This is a genomic window from Bradyrhizobium barranii subsp. apii (assembly GCF_011516635.5).
Lineage (GTDB): Bacteria > Pseudomonadota > Alphaproteobacteria > Rhizobiales > Xanthobacteraceae > Bradyrhizobium > Bradyrhizobium barranii.
In genome coordinates, this window is sequence record NZ_CP096255.1 from 3,909,549 (window position 1) to 3,933,549 (window position 24,001).

19 protein-coding genes and 6 pseudogenes are annotated in these 24,001 nt (G+C 63.9%); 14 read left to right on the forward strand and 11 right to left on the reverse strand.

From position 1 onward, the window contains the following. Positions 1-7: 7 nt before the first annotated feature. On the reverse strand, positions 8-334 hold the full coding sequence (locus HAP41_RS18490) for an ArsR/SmtB family transcription factor (protein WP_166098457.1): 327 nt from the start codon (positions 332-334) through the stop codon (positions 8-10). Positions 335-477: 143 nt separating this feature from the next. Here HAP41_RS18490 and HAP41_RS18495 point away from each other — a divergent pair, with 143 nt between their 5' ends. From HAP41_RS18495 to HAP41_RS18505, 3 genes and pseudogenes are all read left to right on the forward strand, one after another. Then, positions 478-678, forward strand: a complete 201-nt coding sequence (locus tag HAP41_RS18495; RefSeq protein WP_224580804.1) for a GDCCVxC domain-containing (seleno)protein — start codon at positions 478-480, stop codon at positions 676-678. 89 nt (positions 679-767) lie between these two features. Further along, positions 768-1,085, forward strand: coding sequence for an ArsR/SmtB family transcription factor (locus HAP41_RS18500; RefSeq protein WP_166105933.1), 318 nt, complete (start codon positions 768-770; stop codon positions 1,083-1,085). A gap of 49 nt (positions 1,086-1,134) precedes the next feature. Then, positions 1,135-1,734, forward strand: a pseudogene (locus HAP41_RS18505) (NAD(P)-binding domain-containing protein); the annotation flags it as partial. Here HAP41_RS18505 and HAP41_RS18510 read toward each other — a convergent pair. Next, positions 1,725-2,671 (reverse strand): IS630 family transposase gene (locus HAP41_RS18510; protein ID WP_166091987.1). Its coding sequence is split into 2 segments (ribosomal slippage): positions 1,725-2,332 and positions 2,332-2,671, totalling 948 coding nucleotides; the frame shifts between segments, so codons are not numbered across the junction. The pseudogene HAP41_RS18505 and the gene HAP41_RS18510 overlap by 10 nt on opposite strands. Positions 2,672-2,761: 90 nt before the next feature. Here HAP41_RS18510 and HAP41_RS18515 point away from each other — a divergent pair. The 3 genes and pseudogenes from HAP41_RS18515 to HAP41_RS18525 form a co-directional block, all read left to right on the forward strand. Next, positions 2,762-3,559: pseudogene (locus HAP41_RS18515) on the forward strand (Rossmann-fold NAD(P)-binding domain-containing protein); the annotation flags it as partial. After that, the gene (locus tag HAP41_RS18520; RefSeq protein ID WP_166105931.1) at positions 3,556-4,776 is read left to right on the forward strand and encodes an MFS transporter; all 1,221 of its coding nucleotides are present in this window, start codon (positions 3,556-3,558) and stop codon (positions 4,774-4,776) included. The pseudogene HAP41_RS18515 and the gene HAP41_RS18520, both read left to right, overlap by 4 nt. 28 nt (positions 4,777-4,804) lie before the next feature. Beyond that, a pseudogene (locus tag HAP41_RS18525) lies at positions 4,805-5,978 on the forward strand (MFS transporter). 7 nt (positions 5,979-5,985) lie between these two features. Here HAP41_RS18525 and HAP41_RS18530 read toward each other — a convergent pair. The 3 genes and pseudogenes from HAP41_RS18530 to HAP41_RS18540 all read right to left on the reverse strand — a co-directional run. Next, a pseudogene (locus HAP41_RS18530) lies at positions 5,986-6,348 on the reverse strand (TSUP family transporter); the annotation flags it as partial. A gap of 278 nt (positions 6,349-6,626) precedes the next feature. After that, positions 6,627-7,670 carry an IS110 family RNA-guided transposase gene (locus HAP41_RS18535; protein WP_166073103.1) on the reverse strand — a complete coding sequence of 348 codons (1,044 nt, stop codon included), beginning with the start codon at positions 7,668-7,670 and terminating at the stop codon, positions 6,627-6,629. Between the two features lie 95 nt (positions 7,671-7,765). Beyond that, positions 7,766-8,173 (reverse strand): annotated as a pseudogene (locus HAP41_RS18540) (TSUP family transporter); the annotation flags it as partial. A 712-nt stretch (positions 8,174-8,885) separates the two neighbouring features. Here HAP41_RS18540 and HAP41_RS18545 point away from each other — a divergent pair. The 4 genes and pseudogenes from HAP41_RS18545 to HAP41_RS18555 all read left to right on the forward strand — a co-directional run bounded on the left by HAP41_RS18545 (position 8,886) and on the right by HAP41_RS18555 (position 11,249). Further along, positions 8,886-9,782 (forward strand): DUF1259 domain-containing protein, encoded by an 897-nt coding sequence (locus HAP41_RS18545; protein ID WP_166098444.1) that lies wholly within the window; start codon positions 8,886-8,888, stop codon positions 9,780-9,782. A gap of 28 nt (positions 9,783-9,810) precedes the next feature. Continuing rightward, complete coding sequence (locus tag HAP41_RS18550) at positions 9,811-10,407, forward strand: superoxide dismutase (RefSeq protein WP_166098440.1); 597 nt, start codon at positions 9,811-9,813, stop codon at positions 10,405-10,407. A 220-nt stretch (positions 10,408-10,627) separates the two neighbouring features. After that, a pseudogene (locus tag HAP41_RS50550) lies at positions 10,628-10,774 on the forward strand (sulfite exporter TauE/SafE family protein); the annotation flags it as partial. Between the two features lie 91 nt (positions 10,775-10,865). Next, positions 10,866-11,249 (forward strand): TSUP family transporter, encoded by a 384-nt coding sequence (locus HAP41_RS18555; protein WP_224580802.1) that lies wholly within the window; start codon positions 10,866-10,868, stop codon positions 11,247-11,249. 72 nt (positions 11,250-11,321) lie between these two features. On the opposite strand, the gene HAP41_RS18560 is transcribed toward HAP41_RS18555, so the two are convergent. After that, a complete protein-coding gene (locus HAP41_RS18560) occupies positions 11,322-12,260 on the reverse strand; it encodes a transcriptional regulator GcvA (protein WP_028149917.1) in 939 nt (312 codons plus the stop codon). A 128-nt stretch (positions 12,261-12,388) separates the two neighbouring features. Between HAP41_RS18560 and HAP41_RS18565 the strand changes: the two genes are divergently transcribed. After that, positions 12,389-12,625 carry a DUF1127 domain-containing protein gene (locus tag HAP41_RS18565; RefSeq protein WP_166050647.1) on the forward strand — a complete coding sequence of 79 codons (237 nt, stop codon included), beginning with the start codon at positions 12,389-12,391 and terminating at the stop codon, positions 12,623-12,625. A 40-nt stretch (positions 12,626-12,665) separates the two neighbouring features. Then, positions 12,666-13,358: a glutathione S-transferase family protein gene (locus HAP41_RS18570; protein ID WP_166098436.1), complete on the forward strand. Its 693-nt coding sequence runs from the start codon at positions 12,666-12,668 to the stop codon at positions 13,356-13,358. 342 nt (positions 13,359-13,700) lie between these two features. On the opposite strand, the gene HAP41_RS18575 is transcribed toward HAP41_RS18570, so the two are convergent. From HAP41_RS18575 to HAP41_RS18585, 3 genes are read right to left on the reverse strand one after another with little or no spacing between them, the layout of a single operon-like run. Beyond that, positions 13,701-14,285, reverse strand: coding sequence for a DUF1254 domain-containing protein (locus HAP41_RS18575; RefSeq protein ID WP_063984559.1), 585 nt, complete (start codon positions 14,283-14,285; stop codon positions 13,701-13,703). After that, positions 14,282-14,860: a DUF1214 domain-containing protein gene (locus tag HAP41_RS18580; RefSeq protein ID WP_028149914.1), complete on the reverse strand. Its 579-nt coding sequence runs from the start codon at positions 14,858-14,860 to the stop codon at positions 14,282-14,284. The genes HAP41_RS18575 and HAP41_RS18580 overlap by 4 nt, the downstream gene beginning before the upstream one ends. Before the next feature lie 9 nt (positions 14,861-14,869). Next, the gene (locus HAP41_RS18585; RefSeq protein WP_166098429.1) at positions 14,870-17,155 is read right to left on the reverse strand and encodes a transglycosylase domain-containing protein; all 2,286 of its coding nucleotides are present in this window, start codon (positions 17,153-17,155) and stop codon (positions 14,870-14,872) included. A gap of 293 nt (positions 17,156-17,448) precedes the next feature. Here HAP41_RS18585 and HAP41_RS18590 point away from each other — a divergent pair, with 293 nt between their 5' ends. Next, positions 17,449-17,964, forward strand: a complete 516-nt coding sequence (locus HAP41_RS18590; RefSeq protein WP_014496718.1) for a YcgN family cysteine cluster protein — start codon at positions 17,449-17,451, stop codon at positions 17,962-17,964. A 155-nt stretch (positions 17,965-18,119) separates the two neighbouring features. Further along, positions 18,120-19,706 (forward strand): MDR family MFS transporter, encoded by a 1,587-nt coding sequence (locus tag HAP41_RS18595; protein WP_166098424.1) that lies wholly within the window; start codon positions 18,120-18,122, stop codon positions 19,704-19,706. A 3-nt stretch (positions 19,707-19,709) separates the two neighbouring features. Here HAP41_RS18595 and HAP41_RS18600 read toward each other — a convergent pair whose 3' ends face one another. Continuing rightward, positions 19,710-21,410, reverse strand: coding sequence for an alpha/beta hydrolase (locus tag HAP41_RS18600; RefSeq protein WP_166098421.1), 1,701 nt, complete (start codon positions 21,408-21,410; stop codon positions 19,710-19,712). 21 nt (positions 21,411-21,431) lie between these two features. Beyond that, complete coding sequence (locus HAP41_RS18605; protein ID WP_166098418.1) at positions 21,432-23,948, reverse strand: GAF domain-containing protein; 2,517 nt, start codon at positions 23,946-23,948, stop codon at positions 21,432-21,434. Positions 23,949-24,001: the final 53 nt, after the last annotated feature.

Below are 24,001 nucleotides of genomic sequence, written 5' to 3' on the forward strand. Positions count from 1 at the left end.
CACGGGATCAACTCGCCCGGCGCGTCACCGCCGCCGGCACATCACTCGCAAATCCCTCGCAGCAATGCTCGCGCAAGAACGCGATGACTCCATCCATGCGATCATATTGAGCGCGGCAGATCACCGTGCGTCCATTTTTTTCCTGGGCGACGAGGCCTGCGGTGACCAACCCGCGCAGATGAAAGGCGAGCGTTGAGGCCGGTACATCGAGACGGGTCTGGATATCGGTGATGTTAAGGCCGGGCGGCCCGGCCCGAACCAGCAGCCGATAAATGTCCAGGCGCGTCAGATTGCCTAATTCGGCCAGGCAACGTGCAGCGATTTTGCGGTTCATGGGTTCCCGCATACCGCAAACTCCAGAGAATTACAACTATAATACTAGTTTTATAGTTTTAATCGCAATCCAATTTCCGAACTGGCCGCGGTTACGCTGAACGACTAGAATGGGCTTTGTCTCGCGATCGAGGAAAGCCGGCAATGCAAACCCAATCGGTCATTACGTGTCCGGTCTGTCATCACGCGTCAGCCGAAACCATGCCGACTGACGCCTGTCAGTTCTTCTACGATTGCAAGGGATGCGGGACCCGGCGCAAGCCGACGAGCGGCGATTGCTGCGTCTTCTGTTCGTACGGATCGGTCCCTTGTCCGCCGATCCAGCAGAACGGAAAGTGCTGCTGAAGCCGCTCCGCCGGGGGTGGTCTCTCCCATATTTCCAATATTCTGGAAATACGGTTGACGGCGAGGGTGGATCGGCGCATCTTGTGGTCATGAAGATCGACGACGCAGCAGCACGCTTGGAAGCCCTGGGCAACCGGACCCGGCTTCAGATCTATCGGGCCCTGGTCCGGGCTGGACAGCCGGGCATGCCCGTCGGTCGCTTGCAGGACAAATTGAAGATCCCGGCATCGACGCTATCTCATCACATCAAGTCTCTGGTTGCGGTCGGGCTCATTAGTCAGGTCCGCGAATCCACGACCCTGGTCTGCCATGCGAACTACGACGGGATGCGGGGCCTGGTGGATTTCCTGGTGTCGGAGTGCTGTGCCGACGAAATCGAATGCAAGGATACCAAAACGGCGGCCTGATTTTTTTGGCCGAGTTATTCGATAATTCTAGAAAGATGAGAGTAGCGAAATGAGCGGCGGAAAGACAGTTGCCATTGTCGGGGCAGGGCCGGTCGGCCTGGCTGCGGCCGCACACGTGCTGGAACGCGGCATGTCCCCTGTTGTGCTCGAGGCCGGACCCGAAGCCGGACACGCCGTCCGCCAGTGGCAGCAGGTCCAGCTGTTCTCGCCTTGGGAATACAATGTCGACAAGGCCGCCGCGCGCTTGCTTGCACCGACGGGATGGAATTCGCCGGACCCGCAATCCTATCCGACCGGCGGCGAACTGCTTGACCGATACCTGACGCCGCTCGCGACGCGAACGTCGCTACGCGATGTGATCCGGACCTCCAGCCGCGTCTCGGCCATCACCCGCGTCGGCTTCGACAAGGCGAAGACCAGGGGGCGCGAGCAGGCGCCTTTCGAAATCCGCTATCAGAACGGCAAGGGGCCCGAGGTTCTGCGTGCAGATGCCGTGATCGATACCTCAGGCACTTGGTTCTTCCCCAATCCGGCCGGCCGCAATGGCTTGCCGGCGATCGGCGAGCCCGAATACGGCGACCGTGTCGCCTATGGCATGCCGGATGTCCGGGGTGTCGCTCGTTCTAGAGCGTTTTCCGATCACGTTGCGTCGTAACCAGCCGCGACGAGATAATTTTGACATTCCTCGGGTGAGAAGCGTTTGAGAGCGTTGGCGATTGCTTGCCAGAGATCGGGCATGGTGCGGGCTGCGGCGGCCCGCAACAGCGCTTTCAGTTTGGAGAAGGCCATTTCAATCGGGTTGAAGTCTGGACTGTAGGGCGGAAGATAGAGCAGGCTAGCTCCGACCGCCTGGATGGCCTCTCGAACGCCATGGACCTTGTGAGCGGGCAAGTTGTCCATGATAACGGTATCGCCCGGCCGCAGCGATGGGGCGAGCAATTGCTCGACGTAGGCCAGGAAAGCGTCGCCATCCATTGGACCGTCCAGAACAAGCGGCGCGATCAGACCGTCGGAGCGCAATCCAGCGGTGAACGTCGTCGTCTTCCAATGTCCGTGTGGGATAGCTGCACGACATCGCTCGCCGCGTGGCGAGCGCCCGTAACGCCGCGCCATTTTGGTGTTGGCGCTGGTTTCGTCGATGAAGACGAGACGCTCAGGGTCAAGGTCGATTTGCCCTTCGAACCACTCCTCACGTGCGGCATTTATATCGCCGCGCCGTTGCTCGGCGGCGTGCGCTGTCTTTTTTTAAGTGTGATCTTTCTGCGCTGGAAAAAACGCCAGAGCGACGCGATGCCAGTCGATATTCCATGACGTTTCAACAGTTCTCGCAACTCGGCAAGCGTGATATCCGGCCTCGCTGTCACCGCCTCCAGAATCAATTGCGAATGCGCTTCGATGCGCTGCGATTTGCGGTCACCGCCCTGGCGTTTAGGAACGATGTCGCCAACTTTCTTGAGGCGACCGCGCCAGCGGATTGCACTGGCCGCGCTGACACCAAAGCGCTCAGCAGCCTGTCGACAGGACATGCCACCGTCAATCGCGGCTACCACCCTTTGGCGAAGATCAACCGAAAGCGCCCTGGCCATACATGCTGGCCTCCCTCGCCAGCATGCAGCTTGAATCTGACTCGCGCCGTTTTGGGAATCCCCACCCGATTCTTTCCGGTCGGAAAATGCTCTAGATATGCAGGCAAGACCGTTGCTGTCTTGGGCGCGGGCCACTCCGCGGTTGGTACTCTCATCGATCTCGTACATCTCGCCGACGAGGTACCGGGCACGCAACCTGTCTGGCTCCTGCGTGGCGCCGATCCCGCGAAGGCTTTTGGCGGCGGCCGTAACGATAAACTCGCGGCGCGCGGCGAACTTGGCAGTGCCTTCGCCGCGCTTGTTGCCTCCGGGAAGATCAAGGTCGAAACCGAATTCGGCGTCACGCACCTCTCGGATTCCGAAGGTCGCCTCAAGATCATGGCAGGGTCCTGTTGCGGTGGGCGAAGCGTGGTCGTGGACGAGCTGATCGTATCGACGGGCTTCCGTCCTGACTTCTCGTTCCTGTCTGAGTTGCGTTTGCGGCTCGATCCCGCCATCGAGGCACCGGTCGCCCTGGCACCGCTGATCGACCCCAACGAGCATAGCTGCGGGACGGTGCGTCCCCACGGCGCGCGCGAGCTCGCGCATGATGAAGCGGGCTTCTACATGGCTGGCATGAAGTCGTACGGCCGCGCTCCGACCTTCCTGATGATGACGGGTTATGAGCAGGTTCGCTCGATTGCGGCCGATCTCGCTGGCGACAAGGAGGCGGCGGCGAGGGTGGAGCTTGTGCTGCCGGAGACCGGCGTCTGCACACGTGGCGGTGTCGAGGCCGCCGGGACCGCATCGGGATGTTGCGGCGGGCCGGCGAAGCAGGATTTGTCCGTCTGCTGTGCTGCCGACGAAACCGCCAAGAAGGCCGGCGCTTCGGGGTGTGGTTGTTCATGAAGCAAGTTCTCGCGGGCCAAGCCCGAGGCCCGCTCGGCGTCGTCGCCGCGCTCGGCACCGCGCAAACGGTTGCATGGGCGTCGAGCTATTATCTCCCGGCCATCCTGGCTGCGCCGATTGCGCGCGATCTCGGTCTCGCGCCGACTTACGTGTTCGGAGCGCTGTCGGGAGCGCTCGTCATCTCTGGCCTGCTCGGCCCGCGCGTGGGGCATGCCATCGATACGTTTGGCGGGCGCAGCCTGCTTGCCATTTCGAACCTCGTGTTTGTGGCAGGCCTGCCCCTGCTGTCCGTGGCCCATGGCGTGACGGTGTTGATTGCGGCCTGGGCGTTGCTCGGGATCGGCATGGGCATGGGCCTCTATGAGGCGGCCTTTGCGACGCTTGCGCGCATCTACGGTACCAATGCACGACGAACCATCACCGGCATCACGCTGATCGCCGGTTTCGCCAGCACGCTCGGCTGGCCCCTCACGACCTGGCTCGCGTCGGAGTACGGCTGGCGCGTCGCCTGTCAGCTATGGGCGGCGATCCATATCGCTGTTGCGTTGCCGCTCAATCTCTCGCTGCCGCGCGCCGTCCCATTGGACCAGCAGGCTCGACCGGGGCCGGGTGCAATCCAGCAATCCGGACGCCAGAGCGAGACCTTCGCGATGGTGCTGCTGGCTTACATGTTCGCGGCAGCGAGCTTCGTCAGTTCGGGCATCTCGGCCATTCTGCCGACCATGCTGGTTGCGTTCGGCGCGACACCGGCTCAGGCCCTGCTCGCGGGCGCGCTAGTCGGGCCTGCACAAGTCGGCGCGCGTCTGTTGGAAGCAGGATGGCTCGCCCGGTTTCATCCGCTGCTCTCGGCGAGGCTGGCCATGCTGATGAATCCGATCGGCGTCGTTGCGCTGGTGATGGGCGGACCCTTGTTGGCGTCGACCTTCACGGTGTTGTACGGAGCGGGCAACGGCATCATCACCATTGCCCGTGGTACGCTTCCATTGGCGCTGTTTGGGCCGGCCGGATTCGGCAGGCGGGTCGGCATGATCTCGCTGCCTTCTAGACTGACGGGTGCCGCCGCGCCGCTCGCACTGGGGCTGATGGTGGAGCACATCGGCAGCAGTGCGCTGTGGATCAGTGCGCTCGTCTCGGTCTCGGCCTTCTTCGCGCTCTTGCTGCTTCGTACGGAGCGGGCAAACTCAACGCCTCTCCAGGTAGGAGAACAAAATTCGTAAGCTCGGCGGTCGGTCTCTGATTGCGGTGATGTGCATAGGGCAGGTCGGCAACCTGCTGCCGCATGTGACCTTGTCCGCAAATCTGGCGCAGCATTTGATGCCGGAGTGGGGACTGTCGGCGGCCGAAGGCGGCTTGATGGCAAGCGGTTATGCATTCGGCTACATGCTCGCGGTGCCCGTGCTGACGACGTTGACCGACCGGATCGACGCGCGGATTGTCCTGCTCTGGGGCTCGATCGTCAGCGGGCTCGCGACCGCAGCGTTCGGAATCTTCGCGCAAGGGTTCTGGTCGGCGACCGCGATCTGGTCCCTTGCAGGACTTGGTTTTGCCGGCGCCTACATGCCGGGCCTGAAGGCGCTGACGGACCGGCTTCCCGCCGGTGACACCTCGCGCGCCGTTACGCTGTACACCTCGAGCTTCTCGGTCGGCGTCGGCCTCTCGTTCCTGGTCGCCCAACTGATCGCCGACCGCTGGGGGGGGGCGCACCGCCTTCCTCGTCACCGGCCTCGGTCCCGTCGCCATGGTCGTCGCGTGCCTTCTGATGCGGGAGCAGCGGCCCGCGCCGAAGGCGGGGCGTCTGCTCAACTTCGCACCCGTCTTCGCCAACCGCGAGGCGCTCGGCTACATCCTCGGCTACGGCGCGCACTGCTTCGAGCTTTACGGCATCCGCACCTGGCTGGTTGGGTTCTGGACCTTCGTCGTTGCGCACCAGGGCGCGCCGTCTTGGTTGAGCCCCGTCGTGCTGAGCTTCTGCTTTGCGGTGATCTCGATGCCCGCAAGCATCCTCGGCAACGAGGCCGCGCTGAAATTCGGCCGCCATCGGGCGATCACGGTCGTCATGATCGCGTCGGCCTGCGTCGCACTTATCATCGGGCTCAACGCGACGGCGCCGGCATGGGTGCTCGCACTGCTGCTCCTCGCCTATGGCCTGACCGTGCCCGCCGATTCAGGTGCGTTGACTGCCGGCATGTCTGCCGCGGCGACTTCCGAACATCGCGGCGCGACCCTGGCCTTGCATTCGACGGTCGGCTTCGGTCTGTCGGCAGTTGGAGCCTGGGGAACCGGCGCCGCGCTCGACGCGGCCGGCGGTCCGCAGAGCGCGACCGGCTGGCTGCTGGCGTTCATCGTTCTTGCGGCGGGAATTGCGCTCGGTCCGTTCGCGCTGCTCTGGGCGCAGATGGATCGAACGCATCACGCCTGAGCCAGCTCTACTCGTGCCGCCATATCTCCACGGCTGAGATGACCAGGATCACAGCCAATGCCGGCAAAAGAATCGAATTCGGGACAATACCGAGCAGCAAGCCGCCGATGAATGTACCGACGATCGATCCGATCGCCATTGCAAGCATGAACTGCCAGTTGGCGCGGAGCACTGAAAAGCTTTGATCGCGGCTATAGCGCGCGAAGCCCACCAGCATCGTCGGAAGGCTTACCGCGAGTGAGAGGCTGCCTGCCAGCTTCACGTCCGCGCCGAACAGCAGGATCAGGGTGGGGATCAGGAATTCTCCACCGGCAACGCCGAGCAACGACGCCACGATGCCAATCACGAAGCCTGCCGCTACACCCGCGACATGTATGGAACGGCCCGCGGGCGCAAGAGCTTTCTCAGTCGACTTCACACATGGGAGCGGTGCGGTCATGTATACGGCCTGTAAAGCGCGGCGCATGACCGCTGGCCTCGATGAAGTCCGCGACACAAGGGGCTAAATCAATCAGACGCGCTTGAAGCGCATTGTCGCGCCAGCCTCACTCGTGTCGGGATTTCGTCCCGTGGGTTCATCGCCTGTTATTGCTCCTTGCCCTCTGCCGGCCCGCGCCGGTCAGATATCTTTGACAACTGCTGTATTCATCAAGCGGCAGCCGTAGTCGTCGCTAGCGTCTCCGGATGCCGATAAATCCCGCCCCTGTTCAAGAGCGCCCAGGCAATTCGCGCTGTCTTGTTGGCCAGTGCGACCGCTGCCACCTTGTACGGACGTCTGGCGAGCAACGACTTCAACCATGGCGGCGCCCGATCAGCCTTCCGGGCAATTCGCAGGACGGATGTCGCCCCAAGAACGAGGAGGCTCCGAAGTTCGGGGTTTCCCATCTTCGAGATTCGCCCCATCCGCTCCTTGCCCCCACTCGAATGCTGTCGCGGCGTCAGTCCCAGCCAGGCAGCAAAGTGACGAGCGGATTTGAAGCCGCCGGGATCTGGCACCAGCGCCTTGATGGTCGCCGCTGTAATGGCTCCAATGCCGGGGATGGTAGTCAGTCGGCGCATGTCCTTGTCGGTCCTTGCCGCGGCAACAATGGCTCGCTCGAGCTTGTCAATCTGGTCCGCCTGAGCCTCGATCTGATCGGCAATTGCCGTCAGCGCGAAGCGCGCTGCCGCAGGCAAGCGGATATCTGCTACATCCCGTACGATTGCAACCAACGCCTCGACCTTTGTCCGGCCGGCGGCGGCAATGATGCCCAACTCAGCCAGATGCGAGCGCAGGGCGTTGATCGTCTGCGTTTGCTGTTTCACCAGAAGTGCGCGACTCTTCAGGACCATCATTCCGGCTTGTTGCTCGGCCGTTTTGATCGGAACGAAGCGCATGGTCTTGCGAGTCACGGCTTCGCTGATGGCCTCGGCATCCGCCGCATCCGTTTTTCCACGCTTCACAAACGGCTTGACGTAAGCTGGTGGGATCAGCCGCACTTCATGGCCGAGAGTTGCAATCTCGCGTGCCCAATAGTGAGCGCTGCCACAGGCTTCTATTCCGACAAGGCAGGCCGGCTGCTTCGAGAAGAAATGCAGGACCTCGCTGCGCCGTAGTCTCCGGTTGAACACCGGCGAGCCATCGGCACCCGCGCCGTGAACTTGAAAAATGTGCTTCGCCAAATCCAACCCGATGGTGCTAACCTGCTTCATGGAACGGTCCCTCCTTGTGGCGTTCGAACAACGACCACGTTTTAGCACGATGATGCTGTCGGAGCGGGCCGTTCCACCACATCAATCAGGTACATGCCAGTCAGCGCCGGGGCGGTTGCTGCCGCAGTGTTGTGTGCGAACAGAAGCACACCTGCGATCAGCAGCAACAAGACCGCTATGATCTTGTAGAGCGTTTCGGACTTGAGGCGCGTCGCCCAGGATGCTCCGGCATAGGCGCCAACAAGGCTGCCAGCCAGCAGGTTCAGGATGACCGGCCAATGCGCATATATTTCGGCAAAGGGAACGGCGCGGGCACGAAATGGCAGCGCGCTGGCCACCACGATCAGGCTCGTCGCCTTGTTGAGGACCACGGCTTCAAGACCGCGAAACCTGAACAAGCTGATGAGTAGCGGCAGACGAAATTCGGCGCCCCCGAGGCCGATGAGGCCGCCCAAGGTACCGATGATTGCGCCCGAGCCGAACGCGGCGGAATTGTTTCGCATGGTCACGACGGAAAAAATGCGCTGGTGCGCAAAACTAGACCTGCCCGTAGTCCGTCGTGGCGGGGAGCTTCACACCTGCTTACGGCAGGGCGTGGGGCTGAGGGACAGGCTAGTCTAGAACCTCGGGCGTTGCAAACTTACGTCCACTCGGCTTCGAGCGGCGGGAGACGATGACGATCCTTCGATCATGGCTCGCTTTTCTCCGACATGAAGAAAACCGCGACGGATTGCTCCGCGCGGGTGTTACGAACTTTAGATGCTGCCTGTATGCGGGTCTTTTGCTCGACGTGCCAAAGGTTCCAAACCGTCGGCGCTATCCTCGTGACGTGCCTCCGATGACTTCTGAATTCCCCGACTTAAGCAGGTTGACAGTTCGGCCATCCGGGTTTTAATTCGCCGCTACGGGGATGTGCGATCTCCCCGTGAGGCGACATGCCCAAGTATCGCGTCCTTAATCACCAAGGGCGCAGCATGTCAGCATCATACATCCCCATTTCTTCCGGCAGATTATCTGGACTGATCGGCACGGCGAATGCGCCGGCGCTTATCGATGCACGCATTGACGGGGACGTCTCAGCCGACCCCCGCCTGATACCCGGCGCCGGGCGACGCTCGCGCGACGTCCAGGATTGGGCCTCCCGCTTGATGGGCCGATGCGATCGATCTCGGGGCGTGATTAGCCGCAGCTGCTTCAAGACTTAGGAGCACATCAATGAGATACACACTCTTCGCGTTCATCGGTCTCGGCGCCTGCGTCCTTGGCTCGATCTCGTCGGCTCAAGCGCAGAACATCGACTGGCAGAAGGTTGACGAGACGCTGGGCCGCAAGCCCGCCGTCTCGGACGACGTCCACCGCTACGGCTTTCCCCGCAGCGATCTCTCCGTGACGTTGGACGGGGTGACGATCAAGCCGGCGCTGGCGCTCGGCGGCTGGGTCGCGTTCAAGCCTGGGCACGGCGGCGCCATGGTCATGGGCGACCTCGTGCTGCTCGAAACCGAGATCAATCCCGTGATGGCGAAGATGATCGCGAACGGCCTTGAGATCACCGCCATCCACAATCATCTGCTGCGCGCGAGTCCGGCGACGTTCTACATGCATGTTGCCGGGCACGGGGACCCGGTCAAGCTCGCCGCTGCGATCCACGATGCACTTGCCGAAAGCAAGACTCCATTGACTGTCGCAGCGCCGGCGAGCCCGCCGCCGGCCGTGGACCTCGACACCGCGAAGCTCGACCAGATTATCGGCAGCAAGGGACAGGCCAACGGAGGCGTCTACCAATTCAATGTGAAGCGACGTGATCCGATCACGCAAGACGGCATGCCATTGACCCCCGTCGCTCCAATGGGCGTTGCGATCGGTATCAACTTCCAGCCGACCGGGGGCGGGAAGGCGGCCATCACGGGCGACTTCGTACTGACTGGCAACGAGGTCAACCCTGTCATTCTGGCGCTGCGCACGCACGGAATCGAGGTGACCGCGCTGCATAGCCACATGCTGGATGAGCAGCCGCGACTTTTCTTCATGCACTTCTGGGCGAACGACGACGCCGTCAAGCTCGCCGAAGGCTTGCGCGCGGCCTTGGACAAGACTGCCAGCACGAAGAGTTGAGCCAAAGATCGAGAGAAGGAGACGCCCGATGCGTTACGAAGCCAAACCGATGCCGTTCGATCCAAAGTCGATCAGCGGCATCTCCGAAAAGGTGCTCGTCAGCCACTACGAGAACAACTACGGCGGGGCCGTGAAGCGGCTCAACGCGATTGGCGCGCAGCTCGCAGAGCTCGATTTCGCCAAGGCGCCGAACTTTCTCATCAACGGCCTAAAGCGTGAGGAATTGATCGCAGCGAACTCGATGATCCTGCACGAGATCTACTTCGACGGTCTTGGTGGAGCCGAGAGGCCGAGCGGCGCTCTCGCCGATGCGATCGCGCGCGACTTTGGCAGCATCGAGCGCTGGCGGACGGAATTCGCGGCCATGGGCAAAGCGGAAGGCGGCGGCTCGGGGTGGGTGATCCTTGCCTATTCACCCCGTGACGAGCGGCTCATCAATCAATGGGCCGCAGATCATACGACAACGCTCGCCGGCGGTCGGCCGGTGCTGGTGCTCGACATGTATGAGCACGCCTATCACATGGATTTCGGCGCTGCCGCCGCCCGCTATGTCGACGTCTACATGGAGGCCATTCGCTGGGAGAACGCCGCCAAATTGTACGATCGATACGCCGGGGAATCCTGAAAGAGGCGCGGGCCCACATTTCGAGGCGATGGGGGATCGGACGCTGAGGTAATCGAGTGATCGATTGCGGGGACCCGCGACCTCCCCATCAGATGGATATCCATCCAAGTGCTCGCCTGCATTGTTCTTGGGGAGACGACCTATGGAAGGATCTGTCTTCGCTCTCTTCGCATTTGCCGCGCTCGCTGGCGGCTTCGTCAGCGGCTTTTCCGGATTCGCCATGGGCCTCGTGGTGTCGGGCGTATGGCTGCACATCATCACGCCGATGCAGACCGCTACCTTGATCGCAGGCTACGGCTTGCTCACGCAGGGCTACGGCATCTTCAAGCTGCGACATCTCCTCGACCTTCGGAAGGCTTGGCCGCTCGCGCTCGGAGCTGTCATCGGCATCCCGATCGGCGTCAGCATTCTCGCCTATCTGAACCCCCTACGGCCTGACGAAGCCTGTATTCGCTCCGGTGAAGATCGGAGTCGGAGCCGATATCGCCATTGGCGTCTCCAACGGCTTGCTTGGCGGCCTGACTGGGCTCGGCGGCGTGGTCTCGACGATTTCCTGCCAATGGCGCGGCTGGCCCAAGGACGTGCAGCGCGCGGTGTTTCAGCCGGTGTTGTTCGTGGCGTTCGTTGCCATCTCGAGCTCTCAGGCCGTAGCCGGTACCATCACCAGGGAGACGCTGGTGCTCTATGCGCTCGGCGTTCCCTTCATGGTCGCCGGCCTTTGGTCCGGTTTCAAATTGTTCGGCAAGATCAACGATGAGACCTTTCGCAGGACCGTGCTGGCGCTTCTGCTGCTCGCGGGATTGTCGCTGATCGCATCGGTGCTGTCGTTCGGACTGCGTTGATCTCAGCCGAATCCCCGGCGGCTTACCACCTCGGACTATTCTCCGCGGGTGAGAAAATCGCCGGAAAGAGGCCTATCGCCGCCTCGCTGCCTTTGGTGTCCCGGTGACGGATTTAAGCAGGCGCAGGTCGCTCGACGCCTCCGCGAGCAGCCAGTCACGAAATGTCGCAATCTTCGGAAGTGACGCGGTCGCCTTGGGGCAGACGATCCAATAGCTCTTCGACAATGGCACCGACTCCGGGAAGGGCAGCGCCAGCCGTCCATTGATCAGGTCCCAGGCGCCTAATGTCGTGCGGGCCAGGGCGATGCCCTGGCCGTTGATTGCGGCATCGATGACCATGCTGGCGCGATTGAGCACCGGACCATGCGTGACATCGGCGTCGTCAATGCCGACGCCACGTAGCCAATTTGCCCAGTCGGATCTGCTGTCGAGGTGGATCAGGGGAAATCTCAGGATATCCGCGACCCCGCCGATGCGGCGGCGTCCCGACAGCAGCTTGGGACTGCATACGGCGAAGAGCCGTTCCGTGCAGAGCCTTGTGGCATCGAGGCCCGGCCAGTTTCCATCGCCATGGCGGACCGCAAGATCGACCTCCTCACGCGCAAAATCGACGTGATGCATCGTTGCCGAGACGCGGAGATCGATTCCCGAATGCGCTTCCGCGAAATGGCCGAGGCGATGCACCAGCCATTTGGCGGCAAAATCCGGGGACGTGCTGACCGTGAGCACGCCTGCGTTTTGTCGCTGCAACAGCCGCTCCGTACCCGCGGCAATTCGGTCCAGCGCATCACGTATCACCGCGAGATAGTCGCGGCCCGCTTCCGTGATGATCAGGCGCTGGCGCTCGCGGCTGAACAGTTTGATGGCGAGCTCCGTTTCCAACGCCTTGACCTGATGGCTCACCGCACCTTGCGTGACGCACAGCTCTTCGGCGGCCCGCGTGAAGCTCTCGTGGCGGGCTGCGGCTTCGAAGGCCTTTAGTGCGTTCAGCGGTGGCAAACGCGGGCGCATGACGCACCTCCTGAGGGACTTCATGAGGAAAATTGGGGCTGGCCCGAGAAACGATGCTTTGCGGACTTTGCCCTGCCGGCCCTATGCAGGCGGCCACGACACGAAATCATGGGAGTTGGAGGCAATAAATGTCAATACCTATTGCCGATCGTGGTTTTCCGTCGCGAGTTCGACGCAGCGTGACGGCTGCGGATCATAAACAAAATTCATGGCAGGCGTTGATCGGCAGATGGCTTGCCCGCATCGAGCGGATAAATCAGCGCGACGATCTTCGCGCGATTGCCGACAATCCCCATCTCCTTGCCGATCTCGGGCTCACCCGGGAAGAGGCCTTGGAGCAAGCGAACAAGCCGTTCTGGCGCTGATCGAGCCCGATCGACAGCAAGCGAACCGGGAGGAGAAAAGATGTCCGAGACCATCGTTTACGGCTTTCCCCGCAGCACGTTCGTCAACATCGTGCGGCTCGTCCTCACCCACAAGGACGTGGCCTACCGCTTCGAGGACCTCGAGCCCGTGATGGGCAGGAGCGAGCATCTCGCGCTCCATCCGTTCAACCGCGTTCCGATCTTCCGGCACGGCGACTTCACCGTCTACGGGACGCGCGCCATCGTCGGCTACATCGACGAGGTGTTCGCGGGAGCACGGCTGACGCCGCAGAACCCGCACGCGCGGGCTCGCATGAATCAATGGATCGGTGTCGTCGATTCCTACGTCTATCCCTACATGATCCACCATGTGACCCACGAGCGGCTGGTGTTTCCCGAGCTCGGGATTGCATCCGACGAGAAGGTGGTGGCGCACGCACTGCCCAAGGTCGAGAACGCACTCGTGGCCATCGAGCGCGAGCTCGCCGATGGTCCGGACTACCTCCTCGGTCCAGAACTCTCGATCGCGGATTTCTACCTTTTGCCAAGCACCTTTGCCTTCAGCCTGACGGAGGAAGGCAAGGCCATGTACCCGAAATATCCGGCCTTCTGTCGATGGCGGGAGCGCATGGAGAGCCTGCCGACGACGCAGAAGCTGCGCGCGATCCTGCCGCCGCGCGCGCCCATTGCGCATGCCCGCGAGTGGGCGCACTCGCACCGCCCGAGATATTGAGCTAGGCTTGGACTGACACTGGGGGGCAGGGACTTTCCGCCAGGTACCCGACGCAGTGGATTGCGTTTTCGAGCGGCGGGGGACGACGGTGATCCTTAGATCACGGCAACCTGTGCTACGACAAAAAAACGCGGCGGATTGCTCCGCCGCGGGTGTTACGAACTTTCGATGTTGCCATCATGCCAGTGTTTTGCCCGACGTGTCAAAGGCGGCCAAAATGGTCTCGCCGCTGAGGTCGCGCTGCTGCTGATCGGTCGTTCAGATTAGCTAACAGCTCCCCCGCTACTGTGCATGGGGTTGTTTTTTCAGTTCTTGTTTTGAGGGCGCCGAAATGGCCGCGTTTCAGCGCCGCCCGCGCGGCGCTTCCGCCTTGGCCGGCGCTTCTGTCTGCGGCGCGCAGGTCGCAGCCTGAAGCGAGTTTTGCGCCTGCTGCATCAGGCCGGGCTCGGCGGCGAGCGCCTTCATCACGATCAGGCCGGTGGTAGCAGGGGAATCGATGATCAGGCGGTCGGCCGCGGTGATCTCTTCGTCCTCGGGCAGCTCGTTGTGCTGCGGCTCGGTCATGAGGTCGAGCTCGATCACCTTCTTGCCGGCGGAGCGGTCGTTGATGGCGTAATAGGCGATCTCGTTGCGGGTGTAGAACGACACCGAGGTGTAGGCCTGGCTCACCGGCACCGTGAGCTTGAGCGGCCCGCCCGTGAGGTCGTAGCGGCAGATCGCGATCGCGAAGGCCGGGTCCATGAACGGCATCGGCGAATTGTTGGGATCGGCGAGGGGAAGCTGCGTCACGGCGTTGAGCTTGGTCATCGGCGTCAGCCGCGAATAGGCGTCCTGTGTCGCGATCCGCGGCAGCGCCAGCACGCTGACGAGATGGACCACGAGGCCCAGCACCACGCCCGCGACGATGGTGAACATCAGGCGGATCATGAGCAGCCCACCGTCTTGATCGTGGGCATCGGCGCGTCGCGCTGGGTGCGCGTCGCGACCCCGACCGGCGTGTCGTAGAGGCGCAGCATCAGCGCGTAGCGCTCGATGCCGCCGGTCGGCAGCCAGTTGCCGGCGCGCGAGCGCGAGGCGATGCGGATCTCGAACGTTCCGTCGGACTGCCGCACGATCTCCTGGCTGGTGAAGCCGTAGCGCTGCAGCGAATTGGCGACGAGGTGGCCCTTGCGGTCGTACAGCGTCAGCGTCCAGAACCGCGCCGGCGGCGTCACGCCGGAGACGACGACGTCGCAGCGGCCGTCGAGCGCCTTCTTCTTCTCGTCGGCGGTCGCGGTGAAGGCGACGCCGTCACCGGTGCCGATCGGCAGCTCGCCGTTGCGCACGATGGTGGCGCGCGAATAGGGATCGACGTCGGCGGTGCCGGTGCGGGGGCGGGCGGTCCACGGGCCGATTGTCAGCGCGCCGATCTCGGTGCCGCGCGTCGTCGTCATCCAGGTCGCGCCGACGCCGACCACGCTCGCGAGCAGAAGGGCCGTCAATGTGATCAGGATCAGCCGCACGGGTTTCGATCAGTTCTTGCGCGGGACGGATGCATTCACATTCTCTTCCGCATAGTTCTGCGGGAAGGCGAGCGCGCTCGTCGACGAGGCCGGCTTGGCCAGCTTGTCGTCGTCGGCAGCCGCCTTGGTCGCGGTCCTGGCGGCGTCATCGAGCAGCTTCTCGACGCGCACCAGCACGTCGGCGCCGCGCTTGGTCAGCACGGGCGGCGGGCCGGGCTTGGTCTCCAGCACCTTCGGTGCCGCATTGGCCTGCGCTGCCATCGGCTGCGCCGGCAGCTTCTGGCCCATGCCGATGCCGGGGATTTCCCGGACCTCGACGCCCTGATGCGCGGTGACCATGATGTCGTGCCAGGTCTGCGCCGGCAGCGAGCCGCCGGTCATGCGGTTGGTCGGCGAATAGTCGTCATTGCCGTACCACACTGCGCAGGTGAAATTGCCGGTGTAGCCGACGAACCAGGCGTCGCGATACGCATTGGTCGTGCCGGTCTTGCCGGCGGTCGGAATGCCGTCGAGCGCGGCGCGGCGCGCGGTGCCTTCGCTGACGACGTGGCTCATCATGCCGGCCATGTCGGCGGCAACGGAGGCCGGGATCGCCTGCCGCGGCTTCGGACCGTCGCGGTCCCAGCGCCAGACCGGATCACCGGCACCGGTGCGCACTTCCAGCACCGAATGCGGCGTCACCGCCTTGCCGCGGTTGGGGAAGGTGGCGTAGGCGACGGCGTGCTCGATCACGGTGACTTCGTCCGAGCCGATCGGCAGCGACGGCGTGTCGGGCAGCGGCGCCTTGAGGCCGAAGCGGCGGGCGACCTCGACGATCTTGGCGCGGCCGAGCTTGGCCGGGTTCGGCGCCTTCGGCTGTTCCTTCTGGCCGATCGCGATCGACAGCTTGACCGGCACGACGTTGATCGAGCGCGTGATCGCCTGCGTCAGCGTCACCGAGCCGGAATAGGAATGGCCATAGTTCTGCGGACACCAATTGCCGATGCAGACCGGACCGTCGACCACGATCGAGTTTGGCGTGAAGCCGTTGAGGAGCGCGGTGGTGTAGACGTAAGGCTTGAACGACGAGCCGGGCTGGCGGTAGGCGTCGGTGGCGCGGTTGAACTGGCTGGCGCCGTAGTCGCGGCCGCCGACCATGGCGCGGATGCCGCCGTCGAGATCGGAGACGACGGTCGCGGCCTGGGTCGCGTGATAATCGCGGCCGAACTGGCGCAGCTGGTTCTCGATGGCGTCTTCCGCGGCCTTCTGCACGTTGGTGTCGATCGCGAGGCGCACCACGAAGACGCGCTCGGTGTAGGATTTCGGGAAGGTGTCGACCAGCTTGCGCATCTCGTCGAAGGCGTAGTCGAGATAGTAGTTCGGCGAGGCCTCGTCGCGGCGATCGACCGCGAAGGCCGGGTTGCGGCGGGCGCCGAACACCTGGCCCTCGGTCATGAAGCCGGCGTCGACGAGATTGTCGAGCACGACGTTGGCGCGGGCACGCGCCGCGGGCAGGTTGATGTGGGGTGCGTATTTGGTCGGCGCCTTGAACAGGCCGGCGAGCATCGCGGCTTCCGCCAGCGTCACGTCGCGCGCGGATTTGTTGAAGTAGAAATGGGCTGCGCCGTCGACGCCAAAAGTGCCGCCGCCCATATAGGCGCGGTCGAGGTACAGCTTGAGAATCTCGTTCTTGGTCAGGCGCCATTCCAGCCAGACCGCCAGGAAGGCCTCGTTGACCTTGCGCTCGATGGTGCGCTCGTTGCTCAAGAACAGGTTCTTGGCGAGCTGCTGGGTGATCGAGGAGCCGCCCTGGCGGACGCCGCCGGCCTGGGCGTTGGTGACGAGCGCACGCGCGGTGCCGGCGATGTCGATGCCGAAATGCTCGTAGAAGCGGCGGTCTTCGGTGGCGAGCGTCGCCTTGATCAGCACGTCCGGAAAGTCTTCCAGCGGGATCGAGTCGTTGTGCTTGATGCCGCGGCTGCCGATCGGGTTGCCGTAGCGGTCGAGGAAGGACACCGCCAGGTCGGACTTCTTCAGCCAGTCCTCGTCCGCGGTCTCGCGGAAGGCGGGGATGGCGAGGGTGAGCATCACGACCAGGCCCCCGAGGCCCAGCGTCGCGGCCTCCGACAGCGGCTCGATGAACACCCAGCGCTTCCAGCGGCCGACATAGAAGCGGTCCATGAAGGTCGAGTAGCGCTCGTAGAGCTCGCGGATGCCCTTGGCGGAGGAGAACAGCGAGGAATCGATGCGCGCGTCGAGGTCCAGAAAGAAATTCCGGACGCGGCTCTTCCAATTGGATGGTGTGTTCTGGACCACCTAGAACCCTTGAGGCTCGGTTCGACAGCGTTCAGGCACCCGGCCGGGGCGGCACCGAGACGTCTTGAGGGAATGTTACGGCAAACCCAAGGCGCCGGTTTCGCGTCCGAGGGGACTTGCTGTTCCTTCTAGCCGAGCAGGGCCCATAAACCAATGGTCAGGCTCGCGATTTTGAACAACAGGCCTAATTGACCCCGGTTCATTACGGGCCTCAATTGGGCGTTGCTTGCAGTGTCCCGGCCGCACGCCGTAGATGAACGAGCCGTAGCTCTTTCGAACACTTGTTGAGGCGCATGACCGCAGCTCCCAAACGACCTTCAGGCCAGGAAGGATTCTTCTGGAAAACCAAGACGTTGGAAGAGCTGTCGACGGCCGAATGGGAGAGCCTGTGCGACGGTTGCGGCCGCTGCTGCCTGAACAAGCTCGAGGACGAGGATACCGGCGACATCTATTTCACCCATGTCGGCTGCAAGCTGCTCGATGCCGGGACCTGCGGCTGCAAGGACTATCCGAATCGCTCCGCCAAGGTTCCCGACTGCGTCCGCCTGACCCCGGCCAATGTCCGCACCCTGAACTGGCTGCCGCCGAGCTGCGGCTACAAGCTGGTCGCGGAAGGCCGCGACCTCTATTGGTGGCATCCGCTGGTCTCGGGCGATCCCAACACCGTTCATGAAGCCGGCGTCTCCGTCCGCGGCCGGGTCGAGGGCAGCGAGGAGGAGATCCCGGACGAGGAGCTCGAGGACCACATCGTGCAATGGCCGGCGCAGCTGCCGAAACGGGCACGCCTGAAGCGACGTCCGAAGGACTGACCCGCCTGCGACGTCGAATCACGTCATCGCGATGACCTCGCGGCGGGATGCACCCATGCGCCGCGGTGCCTGCCTGAGAAGAACTTTCCTCTCTACATTGCCTGCATAGAACGAATCCTTCGCGGTGTTGCGCCGCCTCACGGCTTCCGATCGAGATGAACAAGTTCGACCGGCAGAGCAGTTCTGCCGACATTCAGGCGTTGCCTGACGACATTGCCGAAGAGCTGTCCCGCCTTCCCAGCGAGGTCTTGAGCGTCGACGACGCGCCTTCGCTCGCGCCGCCGGCACCGTTATCGCAGGACGAGGTCCGGACCATCGTGATCAGCCTGATGCTGACGATGTTTCTGGCTGCGCTCGACCAGACCATCGTCGCGACCGCGCTGCCGACCATCGGGCGCCAGTTTCACGACGTCTCCAATCTCTCCTGGGTCATCACCGCCTATCTGCTCGCCTCGACCGCGGTCGCACCGGTGTTCGGGACGCTGAGCGATATCTACGGCCGGCGCGTGATGATCATTATCTCGCTCAGCCTGTTCGTCGCCGGCTCCGTGCTGTGCGCGATCGCGCCGAACATGCCGATGCTGATACTGGCGCGCGGTCTTCAGGGCCTCGGCGGCGGCGGCATCATGCCGGTCGTGCAGACCGTGATCTCCGACATCGTCTCCCCGCGCGAGCGCGGCCAGTACCAGGCCTATTTCTCCAGCGTCTGGATGGTCGGCGGCATTTTGGGCCGGGTCATCGGCGGCGTGTTCGCCGAGCATCTGCACTGGTCGATGATCTTCTGGATCAATCTCCCGCTCGCGGCCGCCGCCATCGCGATGCTGCTGCCGAAGATGAAGAAGATCCCGGTGTTCCACCGCAAGCGCAAGGTCGACTGGCTCGGCGGCGTGCTGCTGATGGCCTCAGCGGTCGTCTTCATGCTGGTGCTGACCTGGGGCGGCACGCGCTATCCGTGGCTCTCGCCGACCGTGCTTGCGATGGTGGGCGGCGCAGTCGCGCTCGCGGTCACCTTCGTGTGGCACGCGCGGCGGGCCGACGAGCCGTTCCTGCCGTTGAAGCTATTGACGGGTTCGGTGGCGCCTTTCGCCATGACAGCCGGTGGCTGCGGGCTTGGTGCGATCACGGGCCTCACCGTGCAGCTGCCGCTCTATTACGAGTCGGTCTACCATCTCAACGCCAGCGAGGCGGGGCTCGCATTGATACCGCTCGCGGCGGTCTCGACCTGCGGCGCGGCGATTGCCGGCCGCACCATGGCGCGCGCAAAACACTACAAGCGCGTTGCCATCATCGGCACGTCCTGGGCCGCGCTGTGCGGCCTCGCCCTCACGGTCACCACCTTGCCGCTGTGGGGCTTGCTGATGCTGATGGCCGCCTTTGCGCTCGGCCTCGGCACGACCTTCCCGGTCTGCGTGGTCTCGCTGCAGAATTCGGTCGCGCGCCCGCAAGTCGGCACCATCACCGGCGCGATGAACTTCTTCCGCTCGCTGATGTCCTCGTTCACGGTCGCGGCGTTCGCGGCGATCCTGCTGATCGCGCTCGGCGCCGACGTTCCGCTGGCCGGTGAGCATCATGCCGTGGGCAACATCCCCGCGATTCCCGCCGAGGATATGAGGCACGCGTTCCGCTACGTCTTCGGTGCCGCCACCGCGCTGATGACCACCGCCTCGCTCTGCCTGATCATGATGGAGGAGCGGCCGCTCGCCGGCCCCTCCGTCACGCAGCAGGTGGAGATGGCGGAGTAGGGGTTAGCCGCCGCGATCGGGATCGTCGTCGGCATCACCTGCGCTCGTCTTTCGCGCCTTCGCCGCAAGCTGTTCCTTGAGCCGCGCGAGTGCTTCGGCGGACCAATCATTGACATCTGTCACCGCGACCCAGCCATCGACATAATGCTCGGGCGCGTAGACATGGCCAAAGCCCATCGGCGTCGCGGTCGCGACCGCCATGTCGAGGGCGAGCTGCAGCATCGTCACGACAGGATACCATCGCAGCTGCGGCGACACGTCCGGCCCGCGCGGCGCATTCATCCAGTCCGGCGCCCGATAGGCGTCGCGGTAGGCGAAGAAGGTGATCGCGTCGCTGGCATATTGCAGATAGACGACGCGCATCGGCCCCCAGGGCGTATCCGGCGGCACCGTCGGTCCATTCTGGTTCATGAAGCGGACGAGGCGGCCGTCGCGGAATTCCGGGAGCCAGGCCGGCGATCCCGGATTGCGGTTCGCGGTGACCGAGCGCCAGATGCGGCTCTCAAATGGCGCCCCGCTCCACAGCGCGCCGCCAATGGGATCCCCGATCGTCTCGAACAGCTCCGCGGATTTCTCCGAGTTCATGGCGCCGAGGCTCAGTCCGTGCAAATACAGCATCGGCCGCTTGTCCTTCGGCAGCGTCGTCCAGTAGCCGTAGATCTCCGCGAACAACGCGCGCGACGCCTCGGCGCCGTATTCGGGCTGAAACAGCAGCGACAGCGGGCTGTTGAGATAGGAGTACTGCATCGCGACGCTCGCGACATCGCCATGGTGGAGATATTCGACCGTATCCATCGCGGCCGGATCGATCCAGCCAGTGCCGGTCGGCGTGATGACGATCAGGATTTTGCGGTCGAAGCCGTGCTGGCGCTTGAGCTCCTCGAGCGCGAGCCTGGCGCGCGCTTGCGCGGTGTTGCGGCTGCCGAGCCCCACATAGACGCGCACGGGATTCTGCGCGGGCCTTTCCGTGACGGCGCTGATCTCGGCTGCGGTCGGGCTTGAGGCGATGAACCGGCGCCCCATGCGCCCGAGCTCCGTCCACTTCACCAGCGATGCTGGGCCTCCCGTCCGGTCGGCTGCGGTCGGCTGCGGCCGCTCCGGCTCGAACAGAACATCGAGTTCGCGGAAGGACGAATCGAGTGCGTTGAACGCCGTGCGGATCAGGACATTGCTGGCGATCGACCAGAACAGCAGGGCTGCGACGAGCACGCCGATCACGTTCGCGACCTTCCGCGGAACGAGGCGTCGTGTGCGCGCGGCGAGAAAGCGGGCGACAAACGTGAACAGCCGCCCCAGCGCCAGCAGCACGACGAACGTGATCAGGGCGATGGCGCAGACCTTGAGCGGATGGGCGGTCTCCACCGGCGCCATCTTCATCACGGTACGGATCGAGTTCTGCCATTCGGCGGTGCGCGCGAGGGCGAGGATGACGACGAGCAGGCAGCCGACTGCGACAAGCGCATTCGCAATTGATCTTGCGCGCGCCGAAGGCTCGGGCAGTTCGAGATAGTGCCACAGCCGGCGCCACAGGACGCCGGTGAAATAGCCGATCGCAAAGCAGCCGCCGGCGAGGGCACCTTGCGTGAGATAGCTGCGCGGGATCAGCGTCGGCGTCAGCGCGGCAGCGAAGAACAGCGCACCCAGCATGAGGCCGACGCCGGACAGCGACAGCAATTGTCGCCGAATGAACCGAGCTGGATTCATGAAAGCACCTCCCGAGCCACGCTATCCTCCGGTCGTGTCCGGAAAGCTGCTCTTTCGCGGCAACAGGATCGTGAACTCGGTGAACGCGCCGGGCTCTGTCGTGACGTCGATCGTGCCGCCGTGCTGCTTCACGATGATGTCGTGGCTCATCGACAGCCCGAGACCGGTACCTTCGCCGGCCGGCTTGGTGGTGAAGAACGGATTAAACATCTTCGCCTTCACGTCTTCCGGAATGCCGGTGCCGTTGTCGCGGATGCGGATCTCGATGCTGTCGCCGCGGTCGCGGGTCGCGGCGATCACCACCGGCTCGTAACCGGCGGCGCCGCTGCCCATCTGGCGCCTGGTCACCGCATAGAACCCGTTCGAGATCAGGTTCAAAAGCACCCGGGAAATCTCCTGCGGAAACACCTCCGCCGAACCTGCCGCCGGGTCGAGCTCGCTCTTCATCGTCACGTCGAAGAGCGGCTTCTCGGCACGCGCGCCGTGATAGGCGAGGTTGAGGCTCTCCTCGACCAGGGCGTTGATGTCGCTCAGCCGGTGCTCGCCGCCGCCCTCGCGCGAATGCAGCAGCATGTTCTTGACGATGGAATCGGCGCGCCTTCCGTGCTGCACGATCTTTCCAAGATTGTCTCTCAGCAGCCCCGTCAGCTCGTCGACCTCCGCGCGCAGATCGTCGGCGAGCGGGACGGGCGCAAGCACCTCGTTCAGCTCGTCGGTCAGCTCGGCCGAGAGCGAGGCAAAATTGTTGACGAAGTTGAGCGGGTTCTTGATCTCGTGCGCGATGCCGGCGGTGAGCTGGCCGAGCGAGGCCAGCTTTTCGGTCTGGACCAGACGGTCTTGCGCCGCGCGCAAATCGTCGAGCGATCTGGCGAGCTCCCGCGTGCGGTCCTGCACCTCGTTGAACAGGCGGGTGTTCTCGACCGCGATCACGGCCTGGTCGGCAAAGGTCTTGAGCAGGCTGATCGCCTTGTCCGGGAAAGGGCCGGCCTCGGGGCGTGTTACGCCGATGGTTCCGATTGCAATCCCATCGCGCAGCATCGGAATCACGAGAATGCTGCGATAGCCTCGCGTCCGCGCCAGCTCCCGCATCGCCTCCGTGAGGTCGGGCTCGTTCTGCATGTCGCTGCGGAATGCGTATTCACCACCTGTCGCCACCCGGCTGTGAATGCCCGATGCCGCAAGCGGCGCCGGGAACGAGCTGCGCAGCTCCGCGTTGCCGGCCTCGTTGTCGGTGGTGAAGGCAGCCAGATGCAGCATGCCGTTGATGACGCGGGTGACGGTGGAGGAATGTCCGCCGACCAGCGCCTTGGCACTGTCGGAGATGGCCTGGAACACCGGCGTGACGTCGGCCGGCGAGGCCGCGATCACCTTGAGGATGTCGGCGGTCGCGGTCTGCCGTTCCAGCGCTTCCCTGGTGGCGTTGAACAGGCTGACATTCTTGACCGCGATCACCGCCTGGTCGGCGAAGGTCTGCAGCAGCCGCACATGATGCTCGGCGAATGCGCCGGTCGTCCGCCGTGTGGCGATGATGACGCCTTTGGCCTCGCCCTCGCTCATCAGCGGCGTGAACAGCATGCTGCGAAAGCCGCGGGCGCGCGCGATGTCGCGTGCCGCCGGCTCGAGCTCGGTATCCGGCAGCTGCGCCGATTCACCATGGGCCGTGAGCTGGTACGCCGGGAACTGCGCGAACGGCACCGGAAACGAGGCCTGGAGCACGCGGTCGCCGGCCGGATCGCCCGGCGTGAATGCCACGAGGTGCGCGGCGCCGTCGACATAGCGCAGCACCGCGGTGGAGAAGCCGCCGATCAGCCGGTTGGCGTTGGCGGCGACGGCGTCGAACACCGGCTGCACGTCGGAAGGCGAACTCGCCAGCACTTTCAGAATGTCGGCGGTCGCGGTCTGCCGTTCCAGTGATTCCCGCGTCTCGTTGAACAGGCGCGCGTTCTCGATCGCGATCGCGGCCTGGTCGGCAAAGCTCTGTTGCAGCGCCATCTCGTCATCGGTGAAGGGCGCGAGGCGGTCGCGGTAGACGATCAACGCGCCGATCGCCTTGCCTTCAAGCCGCAGCGGCGAGCCGGACATCGAACGCGTGCCGGCGGCGCGAGCGTGAGGCATGCCGGGCCAGTCGGCGATGGCCGGATCGACATTGTCGAGATCGGGGACATGAACCTGCCGGTTCTCGGCCACGATGGTGCCGGGCATGTTGCGGCCGCCGATCTTGAGCTGGGCGAGCGGCACGCCGGCGCCGACGCGCATGGAACTGTCGCCGACCCGGATCACCCTGGACCACCCGTCGCCTTCCGCAATGTGAATGGTGGCGCTCGGCGCGCCGAACAGATGCATGGTCGCTTCCGCGATCTGTTGCAGCGAGCCCTCCGCATCGCCCGAGGAGTTAGCGATGGTGCGCAGGATCTCCATGCTGGCGTTCTGGCGGTCGCGCGCAATGGCAAGCTCGGCTTGCAGGCGGGCATTCTCGGCCGCTTGGGATCGCAATTGCCGTTCGAGCTCGGCGGCCTTGTCCTGGGGAGGCGCGGTCATTGATAATCCGGCTAAGCGCCGCGACGTACGCGGTACCAAGCCCGATTATCACA